Genomic DNA, 19,790 nt, shown 5'->3' with positions numbered 1-19,790 from the left:
TTATTTGAATATCAAGTGTTACGTAATTAACTGGCAAAAGCAATTTAGCTAATAAATGTAACATTAAGCTGCCTGCAAGCTAATACTAATATCCTGTATTAGCAGTAAGCTATTCATTGCACTAGCTGGGGCTTCGTCGCGTAGCATAACAAACATCTGCTTTTCATCTACCGGCAGCGCTTGGTATTCCGCGATAATTTGATACAGCCAAATTTCCCCATTCCACGCGAGTTGCTGCTGCGCTAAATAATCAAGTGCGCTTAGGCTGCTGCCGTGATCAATTACGCGCAAGTAGAAATTTTCTACGTCCAGTTTTAATGCTTGTTGCCGCGCAGCTATGGCTTCATCTTCAATTAGCACCGCAAAGCTAGCGCTGTGCTGATCAGGCAAACTACTATTTACCGATCGCGGCAAACTTAGCACTAATTCCGCTAATAGCTGCCGTTCGCTGCTGCGATCTAGCGCTATAGCCGCTTGCGGCACTATAGCCACAGCTTGGTTAAGTAAGTTTGGCACCTCAGAGCGGTTGGCATAATCTGCTGGGTGATACTTTGGGTGCTGACGTAAAAAAGCCGCCATATTGGCAATTAACATTGAGCGTGATTGCTGCTGACGAAACTTAGCTAATAACTCAATTAAACGCTTTTGCACTTCTAGCAAGCTGCTATGGTGCGAGCTAAGTTGGCTTTGCAACTGGCTAACCAAAAGCTTGCGTAAATGGCTATTACCCTCGGCTAGTTCAATTAGCTCGGTAAAATCGAGTAAATCTAAGCCATCAAGTAAGCGCCGTAATTGCTTTTGTGCGCGCTCATTTTCACGAATTTTATCGTCTAAGCTGCTAACAAAACCAAAATCGCTATTTAATCGATGCCACAGGCTATCAATCGCCTCTTCAAACTGGCCGCTTAAATCATGCACATGCTCAGTAAGGCGCTGCAATTGCAGTTCAGCTACGCTGTAATCACCTTTAAACTGTGAATCACGGTAGGCCTGTACGCGATTACGAATTTGCTCGAGCTTTTCGGCTACGTCAGCATTAATTTGCCGACGATTTTCATCGGCAACCATACTAGCAATTAATTCGCTGACTAGCGGCCTTAGTGCTAATGGTTGCTGCTCGTCTGGTCGCCATAAAATGCGCGCGTTAATCAGTTTTTTTAACGCAATATCACTGAACGCAGTTTCATCAACAAAGCCATCCAGGTAGCCTTGCATTAGCGCTTTATGGTGCTTACCGAGTAAGGCAAGCCGCTCGCTACCAATACTAAATAAGTTAGACCCAGTTTTGCTATCAAACGCCGCCATTAAATTAGCTCATCCTGCATTGGCGTATCTTCTACTGGCAAGTGTTCTTCATCACGAATAAAGCGGATCACGTCAATTAGGTGGTCAATTTTGCCAGTAACAATATAGTACTGCCGATCGGTGTGTGGTTGCAGTAAATAACCATGCTCTTTTAAACGGCGAAAAATCAGCTTTACCTGATTATCTAACGCATCGCTTTGGCTATTAAAAAACCTGTCTGCCGCTAGTTGGTTTAAACGCTGACGTAGGCTTTGGTTATCTTCAGTGCGCAGTACAAATTCTTGTAACTTAATGGTGTCACCCGCAGTTAGCGCACTGTCACGACCCAGCGTTTCTTGCACTAATTGCAACCATTCTAGTAGCGGCAATAACGACTGTGCCGTTAGCGTAAACTGACTGCTTAAGTGCTCGCGCGCAGTTTTGTTTAGCTCGTGATACGCCAAGAAATACACGCTGTTATCATCATTACACACCAAACGCCGGTTTAACGGCCGTAAGTAATGGTTAATATCTTGCTGGGTTTGTTCATTACTTAAATGCCGAAAACCGTCTTCATCGGTAATTTGGCAAATAAAGCTGCCGGCTAATAGCCGTTCTAGTAAGGCGCCGTGTTGCAACATTAGCTTACCTCCTGCTGACGTTGTGCTAGCCGTTCGGCGAGTCGGCTTACTTTAGGTTGAATGCGTTTTAACTGGCGCTGGTTCGGGTGTTGTTGGCTGGCTTCAATTAAATAACGATGTTTAAACAGCATTAATACATCAGATTCTGGGTTAGGAAAGGCACCAACAACAATAATATTATTGGCACTACAGGCAGCAAACAGTTTTTCAACGTTGTGATAGGCTAAAGTGCCAATTTCATCTATTGGCCAGTGTATAGCTACCTTAGCATCGCCGCGCAATAATCGGGTGAACGCCAGTAAGTATTTACATAAAATAAGGTAAGCCATACCGTGGCTTGATGACTCTAATAACTGACGGTCATTTTTAATCACTAGCTCCGAGCCGCCTTCACTTAAATGCAGCTCTAAACGCAGCAATGATTCAATACTGTATTGTTCATCAGCACGCAGCAGCTCTACCACATCAGCTAACGCATTAAGATAGTGCTCTGATGGCAACGCCTTACCCGATGCGCGCCAATCATCGTATAACTTGGCAAATTGCTTTAACGGCAACCAAAAGCCTAGCTCATCAATGGTTGATAAAATACGCACTTCTGATTTACTAATGCCATCTAGCACCAGATCATCTGCCACCGCTTCGCTTAAACGTTTGCTTTGCGCGGCAATACGGCGGTTTATATCGCTAAACACGGTAAAGAATTTCTTTAAATCGCCGCCGATATTTTCGCCCATTTCCAATAACTGTTGTTGCTGGTCATGCAAAATATGCAGTAAATCTACTAAAATAGGCAGTTGCTGCCGTTTGCCTGCATAGTCTGGCAACTTACGCTTTTCATGTTCTAAGCGATCCAGAAACTCCGTGCCAGCATCTTTACTTAAGCTGGCTTCAAACTGCTCTAACTGCTGTTTTAATTGCTGATCTAGCTTACTGCGCTGCTCTAGTGCTTCATGGCTACGCGCTAAACGTTCGGTTAAATCTGCCGAGCCACTTAGCACTGTCGGCGTTACTGTGGCTAAATGTATATCAGCCAGTTTACTTAACGCCTGTTTTAACTGACTTAGCGCCAGCTCGGCTTGCTGCATACTGTCTTGCCACTGTCGCCTTTGCTCATCTAGCTGTTTTTGTTTGCTATTAAAGTCGGTTTTTAATTGGCTAAGCTGTTGCGTCAATTCACGCTGTTGCTGCTTTAGTGCGGTTTCTTGCTCAAGCAACTGCGGACGGCGCTGTTGCCAATCGAGCTGCATAAAACGCTGCCATTGCGTTAATTCATCTTGACGATTTTCTACTGCTTTAATTTCAGTTTTCAGCTGCTCTTGGCGCTGTTTTAAATCGGTTAAACGCCGTGGATCAATGCCCTTGGCTGATAGCTCGTCATTAAACGCTTGCTGTAATTCTTTAATCTGATTTTTATTATCGTCGCGTTTGTGTTCAAGTTGCCGGTCTAGCTCATCTATTTGCTCATCAAATATTTGTAGCTCAGCTTGCCAGTCAGCTTTTAGCTCTAGTTTCTGCGCTTGATGATCGGCGGTTAACGCCTGTACATCTTGCGTTTGTTGCTGATTTAATAACTCTAACTGCTGCTGTTGCAAACTAAGCTCAGCACGCGCACTGGCTTGGCGCTGTTGCGTTAGTTCGCGCTGCGCAGCCTCTAAACGGCTACTTGCATCACGGGCGTAATCAATATTTTGTTCTAGTTGGGTATATTGCCACTGTGCTTGCTCTAGCCGCGCACGCACTAGTTCAGCTTGCTGATGCGCATCTTGCAGCTGCCTCTCTGCCTGCAGCTTATGCTGTGTTGCTTGCTCTAACTGCTGCTCACTACTGTGAATATTATGGCGAATAGCGGCTTCGTCTTGCGCGTAATAAGGCGTGTCTATCGCCGCGAGATCTAGCTGTAGGCCATATAAATTCTGCGTTAAATCGCTAATATGCGGCTGTAAATCATGGCGCTCTAACAAGCGTTCATCTAGTACCTTGCCTAGCTTTTGCTCCCAACCGCTGTAATGCAAGCGTAAATAATGGCGCAGGCTGCCTTGTTCTGGCGTAAGTTGGCGGTGTAGTTGTTGCAAATGCTGTTCGGCTTGGTGCTGTGCTTTACGTGCCTGTTCTAGCTGGCTATCGGCTTGCTCGCGTTGCTGCCTAGCTTGTTGCCATTGCTGCTGCACTTGCTGAACTTGTTTTGCTTGTTGTTGCGCCTGTTGCTGCGCTTGCTCTAACCTAAGCGTAGCTTCGCGCATTTCATCATGCTCACCATCGGTTAACGCCGACGCATTAATTTGGCTTTGTAATACTGCAATAGTGCTGCTGCCTAAGGTTAGCTGCTCGGCAAATCGCTGCTGTTGTTGCTGCAAACGCTGCTGAAACGCAGTTTCTAACGCAGCCAGTTTGTTATCTTGCTGCTCGCGGGTGCTGTCTTTTTGCTGCTGTAGTTGCTTAGCCTTAACCCGCTGCTGCTCGCTTAAGCGGTTAAAGGCTTCGGCCAGTTTAATTTTGCGCTGTTCAAGTTGGCGCTCCATGTCGCCATGCTGTTCTACCATTAACTGGTACTGCTCAACCACGTCTTGTAGCGTATCGCGCCATAATGGCAAAGCATCTGAATCGCGCTGTAGCTTGCTTAAATCACGGCTTTCAAAGCTATCGTATTGTTGCTGTAACTGATCTAGCCTAGCGCTGGTTTCGTTTAAATCGGCTTCAGTTTTACTTAACGTACTATTGTGCTGCATTTGTTGCTGTTCAAACTGCTGCTTAAGCTGTTGCAACTGGCCGCGTAGCGCATGCACTTGCTGTTCGCTATCGGCCTTTTTCTGGCTTTGCTGCTGCTCATCTTGTTGTAACAAAGGTAACAGCGCGGCTAATATTGCTTCGCTGCCATCAAGCTGCACTGCCAATTGTTTTAGACGGTCAAAATCTTGTTGCAGTTTATCTAAGCGCATTGACTGGCGCATTTGCTGGATCCATTCGCGCGCTTTGGTATTTTTAACTTTGGTGGTAGGTAAAGTAACGCCGTCTTCTTCAAAAATAGCTGCCAGCATAGCCTTTAGCGTATCCATTTTGCCTTCTTTGGCATGCACGGCACTAACCAGCTTTTCTATATGTCGTAATTTATGGCCACTGCCTACCAAGCTAAAACCAGCCGCTAACCGACGTAGCTTAACGTTGTCCGCGCTGTTACCGCGCAGTGCGCCAGCATCGTTTTGAATAATACTGCGATACTCGCTAGTGGCACCAATTTTAGCTGATACCTGCACTTCGGGTATGCTACGCATAGCAGCGGCCCAGTCATGGTAGCTATAGGCTTTAACGCCCTCTTCGGTATGCTGTAAATAGTGCTCGCTGACATAGGGTGCGCTAATAAAACGGTAATCTACCCCGCCCTCTCTTTTGCGAGTTAACACGACTTGGCACAGCTCACCGCTGTCACGCTGATATTCATAAATAATATAACTATTAGAAAACGGTAGGTAAAACTCATCAAACTTTTTACGGGTTTTAGGTACTACACGATTGGGCTGCTCACCAAAGAATACTGGCACTAAACGCTGCAATGTAGTTTTGCCTGAAGCATTGGTGCCACAAATATTAGTATGCTGATCTAACTGTAGCTCTACCACACCCGGCAAATGAGTATGTATTAACACAATACGAAGAAGTTGTGACATAGCGTGTCCTGTCTTAAGGCTCATTTAATTCATTATGGTGTTTTACAAATACCGGCACGGTAATTTGCCATTTAAGTGCCGCAAGGCGCATCAGTAGCAACGACACCATGCCACAAAGCATAGCCACCAGCTGGCTAACGCCAAACGCTAATAAACTGGTATACACTACACCACCAACAATGCAGGTTACCGCGTACAATTCACCACGAAACACCATCGGTATTTCTCGGCACAGCACGTCACGGATCATACCACCGCACACACCACTCATTGTACCTAACAATATCGCTACCATAGTGGATGTGCCGTGATCTAATGCCTTTTGTGTGCCCATTATGACAAAAAAGGCTAAGCCCAGTGCATCAAAAAACTGCAAGGTATTATGCGGAATAGTTAAGCGGTTGCGCACCAATAAAATAGTTGCAACTGCGGCCACCACAATGGCATAAAAATACGAGTTATCATTTATCCAGATAACCGGTAGGTCTAAAATAACATCGCGCAAAGTGCCGCCACCAATGGCAGTTACACTGGCCAGTACAATAACGCCAAACCCGTCCATTTGATTACGCCATGCCGCGAGGGTGCCTGAAACGGCAAACACCGCAATACCTAGTAAATCAAACCAATGAAAATACAGTTCCATATTATGTGCACCCACACTTACAACAGCGGTTAAAAATCAGCGTAGTTTACTGTTACCTTTAGGCCGCTTATGTTAACATTTAGCGTTTTTTTTAACAGTTACCGATAAAGGATTAGTATGAATAAGTCAGTGATAGCATTGGTGGTAATAGCCGCAGTTGCCGCGGGTGGCGTATATTATGCCAATACTCAGGCCGAAAATGCCATTAAACAACAATTAGAACAAGCAAATCAAAGCTATCGCAATATGGCTGCTAATGGCGAAATGCCATTAATTTCTATGTCTTATCAAGCTGTTTCAGCTAACGTGCTTACGTCCACCTATAGCATTAGCGGTTTAGATGTCTCAGTAGCAGAACTAGGCAGTGTTGCTACGATCGAGCTTATAACCGCCAAAGATGTTAACCCGCGCAAACTGTCTGACAAAGGCAGTATGCACTTTAGTGGCGCAAAAGCGACAGACGCAGCACTGCAAATGTTACCACCAGATGCGAGTGACTTTGTAAAAAGTTTAGCGTTGCATGGCGACTACAGCTACGAATACAAAGATAATGGCACGTTGCTGTTTAAGCAACAAACCCGTATTAACGATGAGTTTAGCCTTGGCTACGACTTCACTTTTGCCCAAATGCAGCAGTTTTGGCAGTATATGCGAGAGTTCTCTGCATTGTCGCCAGAACAACAGCAGGCAATAGTAAACGACGAAGGTTACGCCGAACAAATTATGGCTAAACTAATTACTGCTGCACTAAGTAATGGCGAGCTGTCTATTGAAAACAACGGTTTTATAGAACGCACCTTAGCCATGACCGCAGAGCAAGGCCAAACGCCTGATTTGGATGCAATAAAAGGCATGGCACTACTGAACATTTCGATGTTAGAACCCTTGCCACAGCAAATGAAAGACGCACTGGCGGAGTTTGTCACCAAACCAGAAAAACTAAAATTAAGCTTTAATTTTGCCGAACCATTGGAGTTTGCCAAAGTACAAAGTGGTGAGTTGTTATTACAATTAAGCTCACCAGAAGCCTTTATTGAATTTGCTAACTTACAACTTAAAGCAAACTAACGAACTAATTGGTTCGTTATAAGCTTTAGGCAGTTTTTAGTTTTTGCTACTCAAGACTGCTGCAACCCTCGCTTGCAGCTTCGGCAGTAACTCTTGTTCAAACCAAGGGTTACGCCGTAGCCACATATTATTCCGTGGGCTGGGATGTGGTAAAGGTACTATTTCTGGCCAATATTCTTGCCACGCTTTTACCCGTTCAGTCACCGTTTTTGCCGCATCAGGTAAATGATAGGCCTGTGCATACCCACCAATGACTAAGGTTAACTTTAATTGCGTTAGTGGCTGTAATAACTGTTCACGCCATGCCGGCGCGCACTCTGGTCGTGGCGGTAAGTCACCCGATTTTCCCGTGCCTGGGAAGCAAAAACCCATAGGTAAAATAGCCACGCATTGGGGGTTATAAAACACCTCTGCCGATATACCTAACCAAGCTCGTAACCTAGCACCGCTTGCATCATGAAATGGCACGCCAGCATCATGCGCTTTACGCCCTGGCGCTTGCCCAGCAATTAAAATACGCGCTTGTGGCTGCCACTGTAAAATAGGTTTTGGCTCAAGCGGTAAAAATTTGGCGCATAGTGTGCAATCGCGTACCTCGCTAAGTAACTTAGTAGCCTGCGTCATCGTGCCCTCTATTTAACTGATGTTGTTCAGTGCTAATACTAGCAGCCGTACCAAACACGGCGAAAACATTGCTACCTAGCATTAATTGCCACGAAACATAAAATACACTGCGCCACACAAGCAAATACCTGCCCACAAATAATCGAGTTTTAATGGTTCTTTAAGGTACATAACCGAAAATGGGATAAACACCGATAGTGTAATAACCTCTTGAATAATCTTTAATTGTCCAACCGATAGTACGGTAAAGCCAATACGATTGGCCGGCACTTGGAACAGGTATTCCAACAGCGCAATACCCCAGCTAACAAAGGCAGCAATAATCCAGGGTTTATTATTCAGCTCTTTTAAATGCGCATACCAAGCAAACGTCATAAATACATTGCTGATAATAAGTAACCCGATAGAAATTAAAATGGGGTGCATCAGTACGCCTCGTTATCATTGTCTGGTATACGCCAGCCGTATTATTTCAACCAAGCCGCAGCCAAGCGCCGCACTAGGTCTAAAACAAAGCCCAAAAATGTTATTAACCATGCGGCCAGCGCAATATAGACAAAGCTAACCGGTAGGAAAGCAAGAAAACTAAACCCCATAGCCTCGCTCATTCTATCTGTGCTTACCGCATACATGCCTAGCGGGAATACTGCGCCCCAATATAGCGGGTCATATTTTAACGGAAAACGTTTATAAACGTGGCGCCAAAAGCCCAAAATAAGCAACATCGGGATCCACCAGGTGCCGGTGGCCCAATAAAAAATAGTAAAGCCTTTGATAAAAGGTAATAACGAGGCCAAGTACGGCGCATCAGAAACATTAAGAATAAGCAACGAGCCAGCCAAAGTTGAAATTGCCATTGCGCCCATATTAATCCAATACGGCGGTGACAAGTCACTGGGCGATAACGTAAAAAACGTATATCGATAAAAAATCAGCGACATCATCCAGATATACAACATGCCACCCCATAGCCACATCGATAACGCCAGAAAATTCATTTCTAGCTTCCCCGGTTGACTAACATGAGCGGCCAACAACGCACTGACCACGGCGATAGATTGTGTTGCCACTACAGCAAGTAACCATGCACCACTTATGCCCTTATCAAGCGTAGGCTTATGTTCTTTTACGGTAAAACCGGTAAAAACGGTATAGGTTAAGCTAACCCATAACAGCAGTGCCACTATCCATAGCGCGGTGGCCATAGTGTAATTTGCCGTTAGCAGCACAAACTGGCCACCAAGAATGCCGGTCGCCGCCACCATAGTAAAAAAGCCGGGGCCACGCAGATGATCAACCATATCGCTGAAAAACCGCTGTGGGTATCGAAACGCCCGTAACAAGGTTAATAACCAAAGTACGCTATAAACGACAATATTTAATTGAAATAGGCCGTTAGCCACGCCCTGCATGTCCAGCAGGTGTGCGGCTAGCGACACAATGCCGGTAGCCATTACCATACCAAAGTAAGCTGGCGATAACCCCGACACCTGGCTTAGTAAGGTTAAAGGCTCTGGCTGTTGTTGCAGCTTGTCCATTTAATTAACACCTCGTGATCTCGTGCTACGCCCCCGGTTTGGGCACATCGTGTTTATTTACCTGCTTGCTGCCAGATATTTGTTTTGCCCACTCGTGCTCAGACCGGTCAGCTTGTATCGCTTGCTGGCTAGCGCCTTTTTTCGGCGTAAAGCAAAGCGTTGTTAGCAACGGAAAATGATCTGAACCTATTGACGGTAACCGTTGAATTGCCTGCAAGGTAAAATGTCGACTGTGAAATAAGTGGTCTAAAGGCCAACGCACAAAGGGATAGTCAGCGTGAAATGTATTAAACATACCACGGCCAACGCGGGGGTCTAACAAGCCACTTATTTTGCGAAATAACCGAGTTGTGGCCGACCACGCCACGTCATTAAGATCACCCGTTACAATTACCGGCTGCTCCGTATCCGCAATACTTTGAGCCACAATAACCAATTCTGCATCACGTTCTGCAGATTCCGCGTTTTCAGTTGGGCTAGGCGGTGCAGGGTGTAAACAATGCATGCGAACTGTCTCTTTGCAGCGCAGCTCAACTAAAACATCTATCGACGGCACATCGTCTTCAATAAAATAACAAACCTCTCGCTCCGTTAAAGGTAAGCGCGAAAAAACATGCATACCATAAAGGTTGTCCAGTGGACATTTCACGCTGTAGGGCATCTCAGATTCTAATACCGTCAATTCATCTTCCCACCACTGATCTGACTCTAGGGTAACTAAAACATCAGGCTGGTATTGTTTAACTAAGGCAATCAATGCGCCAGCATTACGATTCGGTGTCAGCACATTTGATGTAAGAATAGTCAGCTGTTTGCTGACATCAGTATGACCAGCCGCTTTCACCTCTTTTGGCCATAACAACGTATAAGGTAAAATCCACCAAAGCTGCCAGGCTAAGCATAGCGCGCACGTTACAATCAGGGCTTGGCTAAGCAACATGTGCAGATCAAGAACAATAACCGAGCTAATTAACACCACAATAGCTAACAGCGCAAACTGCAAGCGCGGAAAATCGAAACCGCGAATAAACCAATGTGTTTGCCGCGATAACGGCAACAAGGTAGCGAGAAGAAGAAACAGCGTAAAAAAAGTGAGTATTAATAACATGCTAAGCCTAGTTTTTATCGGTGTGTTAAGCAAAGCGCACGCTATATAACTAGACCAACGCGATTAGCCGCTCAATTACAATGTTACCGCCAACGGTTTTGCGGGGTTACCCACAGCAATGCAATTGGCCGGAATACTTTTAACCACAACAGCGCCAGCGCCTATTGTTGCATTGTCGCCAATGATAACATCACCTAAGATTATAGACCCCGTTGATAGCCGCACGTTATTGCCAATAACCGGGCTTTTAACATCGCCGCTAGCACCGCCTTTGGCACCAACGGTTACGCCGTGATAAATCGTTAAAAATTCACCATACACGGCTTTTTTATTTAGCACTATCATACCGAAATGAGGTAAAAACAGGCCCTTACCAATAATCGTGCCGCGAGGAATTTGTACACCCGATATAATTCGCACAATTTTATACACAGGAATAGATAAATATCTGACTAGGCTTACGTTATGATGCGCAAGCCGATAAAACAGTACAATTGGAAATGTCGTTTTAGTTAACAGCCAAACCAGTTTTTTAATTTTTGAAAATGCGCTTAATTCATGTTCTTTCACATAAACCAAATAATCATCATGCAATGCCGACACTAAAACGTCCTTTTAAAGTGAAATAAAACCTGCAACCTACTGGCTATTCTCGGCGACTATTGCCTAAGCCTAACTTGGCAAAAAACATAATTAGTAGCAACGTTAAAAAGTATTGGCCACTTGAACCACCACTATAACCGTCACGTTGCTCTACTTTGGCAATATTTTCTTCTTTTACTCTTCGCTTAAATTGCGCCAGTTCAGCATCTAAATTTGTGGTCATATCAGCAACAGCCAAACTAAAGCCCTCAAGCGACTTTTCCGACAACACACTATCAATACTTACTGCGGTTGTTCTTTTTTCAAGCTTACTAATACCCGGAGCCCTAAACAGCAGCTTTTTACTTTTTATATCAAACACCGCTGTATCAACAAAGGTTTGCACCGAGTTGTCGTTACCCGGAATAAGATACATGCCCACGATGGTCCAATAAAGTAACGCGGCATTATTTTCCAGCGATTGGCTTACTTGGTCATACGACACCAACGCCATAATATCAACATCATACAACCGCCCTACTTGCTCTAACGTTGCAAAACCATCGCCACCAGCTAAATAAGTGCTGGGTATTATTTCAATACGATCAATATAATCGTACTTAACAAATGCTTTCTTCACCTTTTCCAGCAATTCAAGCTGATCTTTGTTGTTAATGCCGGTGTTATATTTATTATTATTCGGCACAAAGGCCACGCCAACTTTAACCGGCAAGGTTAATAGCGGTATTTCAGGCTTATGCTCAGCACGGCTTTGTGAATTAGGGTAGAGAAAATCGATAAGGCTACTAGATTGCGTTCTCTTGCCGGTATTATCACTGATTAACGCGCTACACGACGCCAGAAACGCCAAACTTAACAGCACAAAAACTGTTCTGAAATTCATTATTATTCCTATTTTTCGCATTAAATTCTTATACTAGGGTAACAACGCCATATTACCAGCGAAACATCTCACCAATAAATTAAGCCAAGCTACCCTCAGCTTGTATCTCTTGGTTAGGCACTTTTCACATCGTCAAATACCGCGACATAACCAGCATTATTTTCTGAAAACTTAACTTCAATATTTGAGCTGTCAAGCTTACCAACTGAGCTGATGAATATACTGGGATAGTGACTTGCAGGATTTAAATGTAAGTGTGAAACCAAATATTCAGCACCTTGCTGAATGCTGTCGTTCGACATCTCATGCATGCCCAGGCCAACCAATAGTGCCAGCACGCCTTTTAATGCCTCAAATATTGCGATTGGCCTTAAACCTTTCTGATCCATTATATCTGCCTAACGCTTAGCAACCGAGCGAACAATTCGTGCATGCCGGCTATCGGCCTAGGGTGCGCACGATATTATCTTGTTTTGAATCTTTTAAATCATTTTCTGAAGAAACTTTCAGGATCCCCAATTTTGGTACGCTGGTGGTGCGCACATGCCATAAGAGTATTCATAAAAAGTAGTGAAACCATGGGTAGAAACGAAATTCTCATCTTTCTAATTATAGGCCTGCATGTTGCCTTCATAAAAGCATCCTAAATAACAACAATTTGCAGCACAAGCTGCGCGTCATAGCCAACGTCTCACTCTCTTTGAATAGCTGACGTATTCTTCACCGAACAAAGCCAACATTACCTTTTCTTCTGGGATCACTTGAAATTGGTTAATAAAAATAACAAAACCAATAACACCCAACAGCGCCCACACTACCCCTAAATATATAGACCATGCTAACAAAATAAAGGTTATACCTACATACATAGGGTTGCGTGACACGCTGAATATCCCGGACACTACCAATGTTGTAGCAAGATTAGGTTTTAAGGGATTAACCGTTGTCTTGGCTTTGCGAAATGAAGCAATGCCAGCCAATGAAAAAAATGCGCCTACAAGCAAACACACAGCAACGCCAAAAATTCTCGTCGTACTAACTGAATCTGGTATGCCAGCGGATATAAGCCACATCACCACGCCAAAAAATAACGCGACAGCAGGTGGGGGAATTTTATTTTTTATGTTCATGCTACTCGCCTAATATGGATAACACAGGCCCTGAATAACGCGGTGAAACTCTACCATCCAAAAATGTTGATCATCCCCTAACAGGTAACTGGCACAGCTATCGCGCACTTTCAAGCTCATGCCATACTCGAAGAACAATGACTGCACTGGTGTGAATAGAGTAGCGAACAACGTATTTTCCAAAAACCATATCACGGATGACATCTGGAACAGGAGCCATCTGAACCGGCGTGCCCAGCCTTGGAAATTCTGGCAACAACTCCATTTTTGCGATCAATTCTGCTGCTATTCTTCTAGCTGCGGTTGGATTATGAACTGCAATAAACTCTCGCAAACGCTTTAAATCTTCGATTGCATCATTGGTATACACTAGCTTCACTTACCAGACCTCGGAGCATCCTGCTCTTTTTCTGCACCCCAACTGTTTAACCAGTTGTGCACTTCACTAGCGTCAACCACTTTTCCTTGAGCAGCTGACTCCATCGCATCCAAGGTTTGTTTCCAGCGCTCTTGCTGTAAATGCTGTTTTTCAATATATTCCGATAAGGCTTGATTGATCACCCATCCTTTGCTCCGTTCAAGCCTGCTCGCAATAGCTTCTAACTGTTGCTCAACCTCTGCCTGTAAGCGAACTGTGGTAACACTCATGATGACACCCCTCTCAAACAAAAACAATGTAATACATTGTAGTTAACAAGGGCTCGCAAAGCAATTTAACGCTTTGCTAATTGGCTGCCGCAGCGAAGCGTAGGCAGTCCAGAGGAGGCCACGCTTTTTGTGGCCGGAACGAAATTAAGCAATTTGTTAAATTGCATCTGGTTTCAATCCGATATCAGAACACACTTCGGGTAAAATCTGTTTTGTGAGGCCTGCAGGAAGGAGTTCTAATTTGGGAAATGCCAATTGCCGTTGCAAAGTTTCTTCACCAGTAGTGATTTTTTCAATCCAAGGCTTAAAGAATGACACTCTGGAATACACTTCCACCACACCGTACATCCCGATATTCCCACCTTCAACTCTGGAGCTAATGCCAAGTAAGTAATTCGTACCGTCAATAGTGGAATAAGCTGGACCGCCACTATCGCCCCCACCCGAAATACCTTCATATGGTAAAGCTGCATCATCTCTGTCAAATTTAAACTTTAATAGCGGCCCTTCAGCTTGTTCGATCCTATTCTCGGCTTTTCGTAAAACTCCGCCATTTTCATAATTATCAACCGTTTGTCCGGTTAGCCCATTTCCAGTACCACCTGCACCGATAAACCACATTATCTTTCCAAGCTCATCTGTTTTTTCATACAAACTTGCAGGTTTTACATCCTTTATTGGATTTACTAATTTTATCAAAGCAATGTCGTGACTCTTACCTGGCTGATAATCTTTATGAACAAAGACACTTTCCACTTTGTGGTAGCCATTATTTAGGCCGATGTAGCTACCAGAATTAATGCAGAAAGTTGCGTGAGCGGCAGTAACAATCCAATCGGGCTTAATTAGTGTGCCATGAGCTCCATCAACATAAAGCGTTGCTAATGCTGCAAAATCTGCAGGGTAAGCAAGATACTTTTTGTCATCAACATCATGGCGAATAACAATTGCTGAAGCCGATAAACTTAAAGTTATTAATGAAATGAACAGAAATATACGCATGACTTCCCTATGCAATTTAACGCCGCGCTCTGCGGCAAATTTGGAGCGCAGCGGAAAATTTGTCCGACAGCAGCGCCTTGTTATAGTTTTGCTTGTTTCTTTGGAAATACCGTATGCCACAACGGCCAGCATGCCAGCCAAATTAAAAGAACCCAAAAAATATAGCTTAACCACTCACTAAGCTGAGCGGTTCTCACTGAGTTTCCAACGTATAGTATGGCTGCATAAAGCAAAAAAGATGATATGACACCAGCCAAAACAGCCTTTAACCATTGGCGCCACTCGTAAAAGGCGTGATCCCAGCCATAACGTTCGACGTCCACAACCCTTTCCGTATTGTTAAATCTTTGAGCTGCTAAACGGTCTAGCCATTTAATTACTTCTGGGCCATAAACAACGGTGAAACCCAAATACACGGCAGCGAGTCCATGTGCAAATTCAGCTACAGCTCCATTATGAAGATCAATTGCAGTTGCGAGTAGAAGAGTAAGATCAAGCAAAGGAACACACAATAGAACTACTTTTCCAGTTTTAGGCGAGCCAAGGATATAGCGAACGAATAAACCCAAAAAGAGAAATAGCCAGAAGCCAATTTCACAACCTATGATTAACCATAAAAGCATATATTTTTCCCTGCGCTCTTAATCTATAACGCGCGCCTAAACGGCGAGCAACTTGTTGCGAGTCCAGCGGCCAAAGGCCGCGTTGTTTTAGGCGTTTGTTAGCCACTTAGCTTGGTCTAGTATGTTTTACGTTTACGTACAATGCTGCAAACAGCGGGATAACCACTGATGAACTCATAACCAATAAGGCTTGCAACATAGATAAAATATTCAGAATAAATGCAACGCTTGCGAGCAAAATTAGCAATCCCGTAATAAAAACGCTAGTGCCCATTATGAATCCAACTAATTTTGGATCGCTATAGGACATGTCATCCCAGCTTGAAAGCAAATTACGCTTCTGCTTTATTCCTACAAGGTAGCCCAATACCATGAGCGGTATACCGCAAAACAAACCAACAATAGCAGCCACGAGTAAAGAATCTTCCATGTAGTTATCTCCTTAAAGCTAACGCCCCGCGCATGCGCGCGAACTTGTGAGCGTCGCAGGGGTCGAAGACCCCGAATGACGCGGATTGTTAGCTGTTTCCAAGCATGAACGCACGAAGTTGCCGCTCCTCTCGCATGACATAGAGGACGAGAACCCGCTGCTCATCCTCACGACAAAAAATGCGACACGGTGGAACCACTACCTCCCTGTATACCGAATCCGGGAGCTCTGGAGGAATTCGCCCCGATTTGGGGAAATTTTCCAAACGCTCTGCCTTACCGAAAACTTCCTTAACGAGATCGCTTGCGGCAGCAGGATTGTCCAAAGCAATATACTCAGCAATAGCATCAAGTTCTTGGAGGGCTGGCTCTGTCCAGATTACTTCAGCCATTTACTCATTTTCTCTCTGGCCTCACTTTGGCTATACGTTCTTCCCTCAAGTACAGCACGCTCTCCCCGAGAGAGCCCCTCAAGCAGCTCAAGCCGACGCTGCATGAATTCATAATCTTGCACATCAACAAGGTATGCAGATGGCTGGCCATGCTCCGTAATCAATACGGGCTCTTTCGACAAGTGCAGATCTGCCAGAATCTTTGTAGCTTGGCGCTTGAGGTTCGTAACTAGCTCAACTTTCATGGGTTCACCCTGTTCTAAATTTCAAGTGACACTATAGTATCACTTTACGGGTAAGGCAATTCCAGCTAACGCCCAAATTTAGCGCGGAAAGCCGCGCAGCGGGTTGACGTCGCAGCCAGCGCTTTTTGCTGGCGATAAGATTTTTTTGTTATGTTCACTTGCTATTTTAAATGCACCCATGCAAAAAGCTTTAAAAAAATACAATTAGTTAATCCAGCAAAAGCCTATCCTGAAAAGGTTTGGCTGACTAACTTTGAAAAATTCTCTTTCTGGTAATCTTCCATTGATGCGTAAAATGCAACACACCCAAGCACTAAAACCAAAGCAGTGTATGCAGCTGTTTTTCTTAAATTTTTACTCATGTGTAACTCCGTAATTATGATTTGAGGTGAACATAACGCCCAAAGCATGCGCGCGGTACGCGTCGCCGTGCCTTTGTTTGTTAGCAGCCTGCACCAAACTTGCGCGGCTTGCCGCACTGGCAAACCTGAACAACGGCAAGCTGCATTTATTAAAAACTACACCAGCCAACTGCGATACGGCGAGCCAACCGGAACCTGAAAAACTGTTAAGCGAAGCTACGAAGAACAACGCCAATTAACTAACCGTTTGCAGCAAACCCACAAACGGGCGAGCTTTGACTATTTGCCAGTGCTGCTTGGAAAGCCGAACACGAGCGATGCCCGAACAAAACTACTGACTAAACCCCTTAAAACTTTGAATGCCTGCTAACGCAAAGCACACGGGCGACGAGCCGCGCAGCGGGTTGGCGTCCCAGCGACCAACGGAGCGAGTGATGCGTATTGTTAGGCATACTGCGCACCAACCATGAATAAAGGCAGCCAAACAGCAACCGACACAAACATAACACCGGTAATTGCAAAAAATGCTGCACTACCCGCAGCATGAGAAAAATATACTGTTGGGCGGCTGGCAAGGTGCTTATGAAAATTGTTTGCTATGGCCTTAAATGTGGCCCTAATTATGTCCATTTGAAACTGCGCCCAGGTAAGAAAAGGCTTGAGCATGATGAGCAAACAAGCAAATGCCACCTCTAAGCCTGCCACCTCAACGAACAGCAGCAGGTAACCGGCAAATGGTGTTGCTACTAAAATTGCCAAAAGCATCAATGCTCTTTTTAACCAAACGTGACGATTGAGAAAATCCATCTACTATCCTTATTGCCTAACGCAAAGCTTTGGGGCGGCTGGAGCGCAGCGTAAGCCGTCCCAGCCATGATAGTGGCGACAACAGCGTATTGTTATGTGCCTTAACCATTGTCGTAATTTAATATGCCTTTACTTGCTGAATTGACGGAGTTGGATATGGTTACCATCACGATCAGCGATGTTTGACACTTTAAATATTGGATTACTCCACTCACCCTCGAATGATTGGCCACCTAATTTAACAGCTTCTTCTCTCGACATGGCCATATCTTCTACCGTAAGGAAAAGTTTAATAGGACTGAACGCTTTGGTCGGCATATCGAATGGTGGAACATGAATGATTAAATTGAAACCATTCGTTTCCAAACTAATAAAATCATTGGTCTTACGAACAACTCGCATCCCGAAAAGTTTTTCATAAAACTCTGATAAGTTGCTCAAATCGCCAGAGTAGATAAGAACACCATTTTGCGCTGGCCCTGACATGTGCTTTTCCTTGCCGTGTGCTGTGGATTGAAATAATGCAGATAAAACAAATAATACAAAAGCAAAATAACTAAACTTGTTGCGCATAGATGCCTCCAAGCACATAACGCAAAGCACACGGGCGACGAGCCGCGCAGCGGGTTGGCGTCCCAGCGGCCGTAGGCCGCGAGTGTTGCGTCTTGTTAGTTGTTAATTTTAATTAAGTGGAGCTTTTTCGGCTTTTGCGAAATAAGCCAAGCCAAAATAAACCTTCAAAAATAAAGCCTAAAATTACAAATAGAAATACACCTGTTGAATTTCCATAGCTATATGAACTAAGAGCAGCAATGACGAGTGCAACAAGAATTAAGAACCTATAAATTTTATTCATAATCTGGCCTTCATGTTTAATGGCAACTAACGCAAAGCTTTGGGGCGGCTGAAGCGCAGCGTAAGCCGTCCCAGCCACGATAGTGGCGACAATAGCGCCTTGTTAGCTTTTATTATTTCGAATACTCAATCAGCTCTTCGATATACAGATAGTCATCTTGTACCTGCGTGAGCTTAATAAAGGCTTTTAATTCAGGAGCATAGACATGAATGTCATCTGTATTAGCACTGTATCCACGAGTATTTGTCATTTTGCCTTTGTATTGAATGGTGTAAGCCATAAAGGTGCCAGCCTCGACAGTTTCTGCCTTATACGAAATAACCTCAGCATCCTGAATGGTTGAACCCGTAGTGCCGTCATCACTTTGCCAGTGATCTTCATAAGTCCACTTCTTGCCAACCTGCAATGGCCAATTGTAACGGGAGGTTTTGCTGGTATCTGGTTTAACAATATTGCTCAGAGGAAAAGCGCGGGATGCAGTTACCATAAATAACTCACCATCTTTACTTATTATCTTTTTGGTGTCTTTCCCATCTGCACGTACTTCACCAGCCTTGGTTACCCCTTTGTACTTCCAAACCCATTTTTCTCCATCTTTATAATCGGCCAGGGTTGGTTGCATGTTTACATCAGCTGCCAGCGCAGCGCCGCAGGTAGCAAATAGCGATAGAGTTAATAAAACTGAGCATTGAATTCGCATTTTATTATTTCCTTTTATAACAGTTATCTATCCTGGGTTTGTAGAACGGTTGGACTTAGAAAGATCCTTTGCAAAAACTAACGCTAAGCACACGGGCGACAAACCGCCACGCGGGTTGGCGTCCCAGCGACCGAAGGGAGCGAGTGCTGCGCCTTGTTAGCAAGCGACAAACAACCTACCCTCGCGGCACTGCCGCCAAGCGATGCCGAACAACGGCACCCATGTGCAAATTTAAACAACGTAACCTGCCAAGTACGATACAACGAAATAGCTGGAGCTTTAAAACTTAAAACCAGCGGAGCCAATGAACCAAAAGGAACAACGCTACCGCACCATCAAAGATTGCACCTAACCCACAAACTGGCGACCTTTAACTATTTGGCTTTGCCGCTAAGAAAACGAAACGCGAGCAATGCCAGAGTATTAAACTTTTACCGCCCTAAACACCCCGAAAGCGGCTAACGCTTGCAGCAGGGGCGCGACGTAAGGAGCGTCCCTTGCCTGCACTTGTTAACTGCTGATGCTCGAATCACGCT

Annotated in this window: 24 protein-coding genes; 1 reads left to right on the top strand and 23 read right to left on the bottom strand. The window is 44.6% G+C overall.

What is annotated here, in order from left to right:
• Positions 1 to 63: 63 nt before the first annotated feature.
• The 4 genes from MN199_RS00120 to MN199_RS00105 are packed head-to-tail and all read right to left on the bottom strand — an operon-like array spanning position 64 to position 6,236.
• Positions 64 to 1,305, bottom strand: a complete 1,242-nt coding sequence (locus tag MN199_RS00120; protein ID WP_335738015.1) for a hypothetical protein — start codon at positions 1,303 to 1,305, stop codon at positions 64 to 66.
• Positions 1,305 to 1,925 carry a condensin complex protein MksE gene (locus tag MN199_RS00115; protein ID WP_132581146.1) on the bottom strand — a complete coding sequence of 207 codons (621 nt, stop codon included), beginning with the start codon at positions 1,923 to 1,925 and terminating at the stop codon, positions 1,305 to 1,307. Before MN199_RS00115 ends, MN199_RS00120 begins: the two co-directional genes overlap by 1 nt.
• Positions 1,925 to 5,590, bottom strand: coding sequence for an ATP-binding protein (locus tag MN199_RS00110; RefSeq protein ID WP_335738014.1), 3,666 nt, complete (start codon positions 5,588 to 5,590; stop codon positions 1,925 to 1,927). Before MN199_RS00110 ends, MN199_RS00115 begins: the two co-directional genes overlap by 1 nt.
• A 13-nt stretch (positions 5,591 to 5,603) precedes the next feature.
• Positions 5,604 to 6,236, bottom strand: a complete 633-nt coding sequence (locus MN199_RS00105) for a trimeric intracellular cation channel family protein (RefSeq protein ID WP_132581142.1) — start codon at positions 6,234 to 6,236, stop codon at positions 5,604 to 5,606.
• A 117-nt stretch (positions 6,237 to 6,353) separates the two neighbouring features.
• Here MN199_RS00105 and MN199_RS00100 point away from each other — a divergent pair, with 117 nt between their 5' ends.
• A complete protein-coding gene (locus MN199_RS00100; protein WP_335738013.1) occupies positions 6,354 to 7,304 on the top strand; it encodes a DUF945 family protein in 951 nt (316 codons plus the stop codon).
• Between the two features lie 36 nt (positions 7,305 to 7,340).
• Here MN199_RS00100 and MN199_RS00095 read toward each other — a convergent pair whose 3' ends face one another.
• The 19 genes from MN199_RS00095 to MN199_RS00005 all read right to left on the bottom strand — a co-directional run bounded on the left by MN199_RS00095 (position 7,341) and on the right by MN199_RS00005 (position 19,254).
• On the bottom strand, positions 7,341 to 7,928 hold the full coding sequence (locus tag MN199_RS00095; protein ID WP_335738012.1) for a uracil-DNA glycosylase family protein: 588 nt from the start codon (positions 7,926 to 7,928) through the stop codon (positions 7,341 to 7,343).
• 81 nt (positions 7,929 to 8,009) lie between these two features.
• Positions 8,010 to 8,354, bottom strand: a complete 345-nt coding sequence (locus tag MN199_RS00090) for a DMT family protein (protein ID WP_132581136.1) — start codon at positions 8,352 to 8,354, stop codon at positions 8,010 to 8,012.
• A 41-nt stretch (positions 8,355 to 8,395) separates the two neighbouring features.
• Complete coding sequence (locus MN199_RS00085) at positions 8,396 to 9,466, bottom strand: tellurite resistance/C4-dicarboxylate transporter family protein (protein ID WP_335738011.1); 1,071 nt, start codon at positions 9,464 to 9,466, stop codon at positions 8,396 to 8,398.
• A 25-nt stretch (positions 9,467 to 9,491) separates the two neighbouring features.
• On the bottom strand, positions 9,492 to 10,574 hold the full coding sequence (locus MN199_RS00080) for an endonuclease/exonuclease/phosphatase family protein (protein ID WP_335738010.1): 1,083 nt from the start codon (positions 10,572 to 10,574) through the stop codon (positions 9,492 to 9,494).
• Positions 10,575 to 10,649: 75 nt separating this feature from the next.
• Positions 10,650 to 11,177: a serine O-acetyltransferase gene (locus MN199_RS00075; protein ID WP_335738009.1), complete on the bottom strand. Its 528-nt coding sequence runs from the start codon at positions 11,175 to 11,177 to the stop codon at positions 10,650 to 10,652.
• 43 nt (positions 11,178 to 11,220) lie between these two features.
• Entirely contained in the window at positions 11,221 to 12,060 is an 840-nt protein-coding gene (rhlP, locus tag MN199_RS00070; protein ID WP_335738008.1) for a rhombotarget lipoprotein, read from the bottom strand.
• A gap of 113 nt (positions 12,061 to 12,173) precedes the next feature.
• Positions 12,174 to 12,449, bottom strand: a complete 276-nt coding sequence (locus MN199_RS00065; RefSeq protein WP_335738007.1) for a DUF2127 domain-containing protein — start codon at positions 12,447 to 12,449, stop codon at positions 12,174 to 12,176.
• 288 nt (positions 12,450 to 12,737) lie between these two features.
• Positions 12,738 to 13,190, bottom strand: a complete 453-nt coding sequence (locus MN199_RS00060) for a methyltransferase family protein (RefSeq protein WP_132581132.1) — start codon at positions 13,188 to 13,190, stop codon at positions 12,738 to 12,740.
• A gap of 97 nt (positions 13,191 to 13,287) precedes the next feature.
• Positions 13,288 to 13,560 carry a type II toxin-antitoxin system RelE/ParE family toxin gene (locus MN199_RS00055; protein ID WP_243695535.1) on the bottom strand — a complete coding sequence of 91 codons (273 nt, stop codon included), beginning with the start codon at positions 13,558 to 13,560 and terminating at the stop codon, positions 13,288 to 13,290.
• Between the two features lie 5 nt (positions 13,561 to 13,565).
• On the bottom strand, positions 13,566 to 13,838 hold the full coding sequence (locus MN199_RS00050; protein WP_132581130.1) for a CopG family ribbon-helix-helix protein: 273 nt from the start codon (positions 13,836 to 13,838) through the stop codon (positions 13,566 to 13,568).
• A 156-nt stretch (positions 13,839 to 13,994) separates the two neighbouring features.
• Positions 13,995 to 14,840 (bottom strand): trypsin-like serine protease, encoded by an 846-nt coding sequence (locus MN199_RS00045; protein WP_335738006.1) that lies wholly within the window; start codon positions 14,838 to 14,840, stop codon positions 13,995 to 13,997.
• Positions 14,841 to 14,920: 80 nt separating this feature from the next.
• The gene (locus tag MN199_RS00040) at positions 14,921 to 15,463 is read right to left on the bottom strand and encodes a hypothetical protein (RefSeq protein ID WP_335738005.1); all 543 of its coding nucleotides are present in this window, start codon (positions 15,461 to 15,463) and stop codon (positions 14,921 to 14,923) included.
• 106 nt (positions 15,464 to 15,569) lie between these two features.
• Entirely contained in the window at positions 15,570 to 15,893 is a 324-nt protein-coding gene (locus MN199_RS00035) for a hypothetical protein (RefSeq protein ID WP_335738004.1), read from the bottom strand.
• Positions 15,894 to 15,981: 88 nt separating this feature from the next.
• Complete coding sequence (locus MN199_RS00030; protein WP_335738003.1) at positions 15,982 to 16,284, bottom strand: type II toxin-antitoxin system RelE/ParE family toxin; 303 nt, start codon at positions 16,282 to 16,284, stop codon at positions 15,982 to 15,984.
• Positions 16,272 to 16,529, bottom strand: coding sequence for a type II toxin-antitoxin system Phd/YefM family antitoxin (locus MN199_RS00025; RefSeq protein WP_022990189.1), 258 nt, complete (start codon positions 16,527 to 16,529; stop codon positions 16,272 to 16,274). The genes MN199_RS00030 and MN199_RS00025 overlap by 13 nt, the downstream gene beginning before the upstream one ends.
• Before the next feature lie 224 nt (positions 16,530 to 16,753).
• Complete coding sequence (locus MN199_RS00020) at positions 16,754 to 16,891, bottom strand: hypothetical protein (protein ID WP_019676112.1); 138 nt, start codon at positions 16,889 to 16,891, stop codon at positions 16,754 to 16,756.
• 444 nt (positions 16,892 to 17,335) lie between these two features.
• Positions 17,336 to 17,698, bottom strand: coding sequence for a hypothetical protein (locus tag MN199_RS00015; RefSeq protein ID WP_317306221.1), 363 nt, complete (start codon positions 17,696 to 17,698; stop codon positions 17,336 to 17,338).
• A 129-nt stretch (positions 17,699 to 17,827) separates the two neighbouring features.
• Entirely contained in the window at positions 17,828 to 18,271 is a 444-nt protein-coding gene (locus MN199_RS00010; RefSeq protein WP_335738002.1) for a VOC family protein, read from the bottom strand.
• Between the two features lie 395 nt (positions 18,272 to 18,666).
• Positions 18,667 to 19,254 carry a hypothetical protein gene (locus MN199_RS00005; RefSeq protein ID WP_335738001.1) on the bottom strand — a complete coding sequence of 196 codons (588 nt, stop codon included), beginning with the start codon at positions 19,252 to 19,254 and terminating at the stop codon, positions 18,667 to 18,669.
• Between the last annotated feature and the right edge of the window lie 536 nt (positions 19,255 to 19,790).

Source organism: Rheinheimera metallidurans (assembly GCF_036983985.1).
Lineage (GTDB): Bacteria > Pseudomonadota > Gammaproteobacteria > Enterobacterales > Alteromonadaceae > Alishewanella > Alishewanella metallidurans.
The sequence above is the reverse complement of the archived record's forward strand: the minus strand, read 5'-3'. Positions and strand labels throughout refer to the sequence as shown.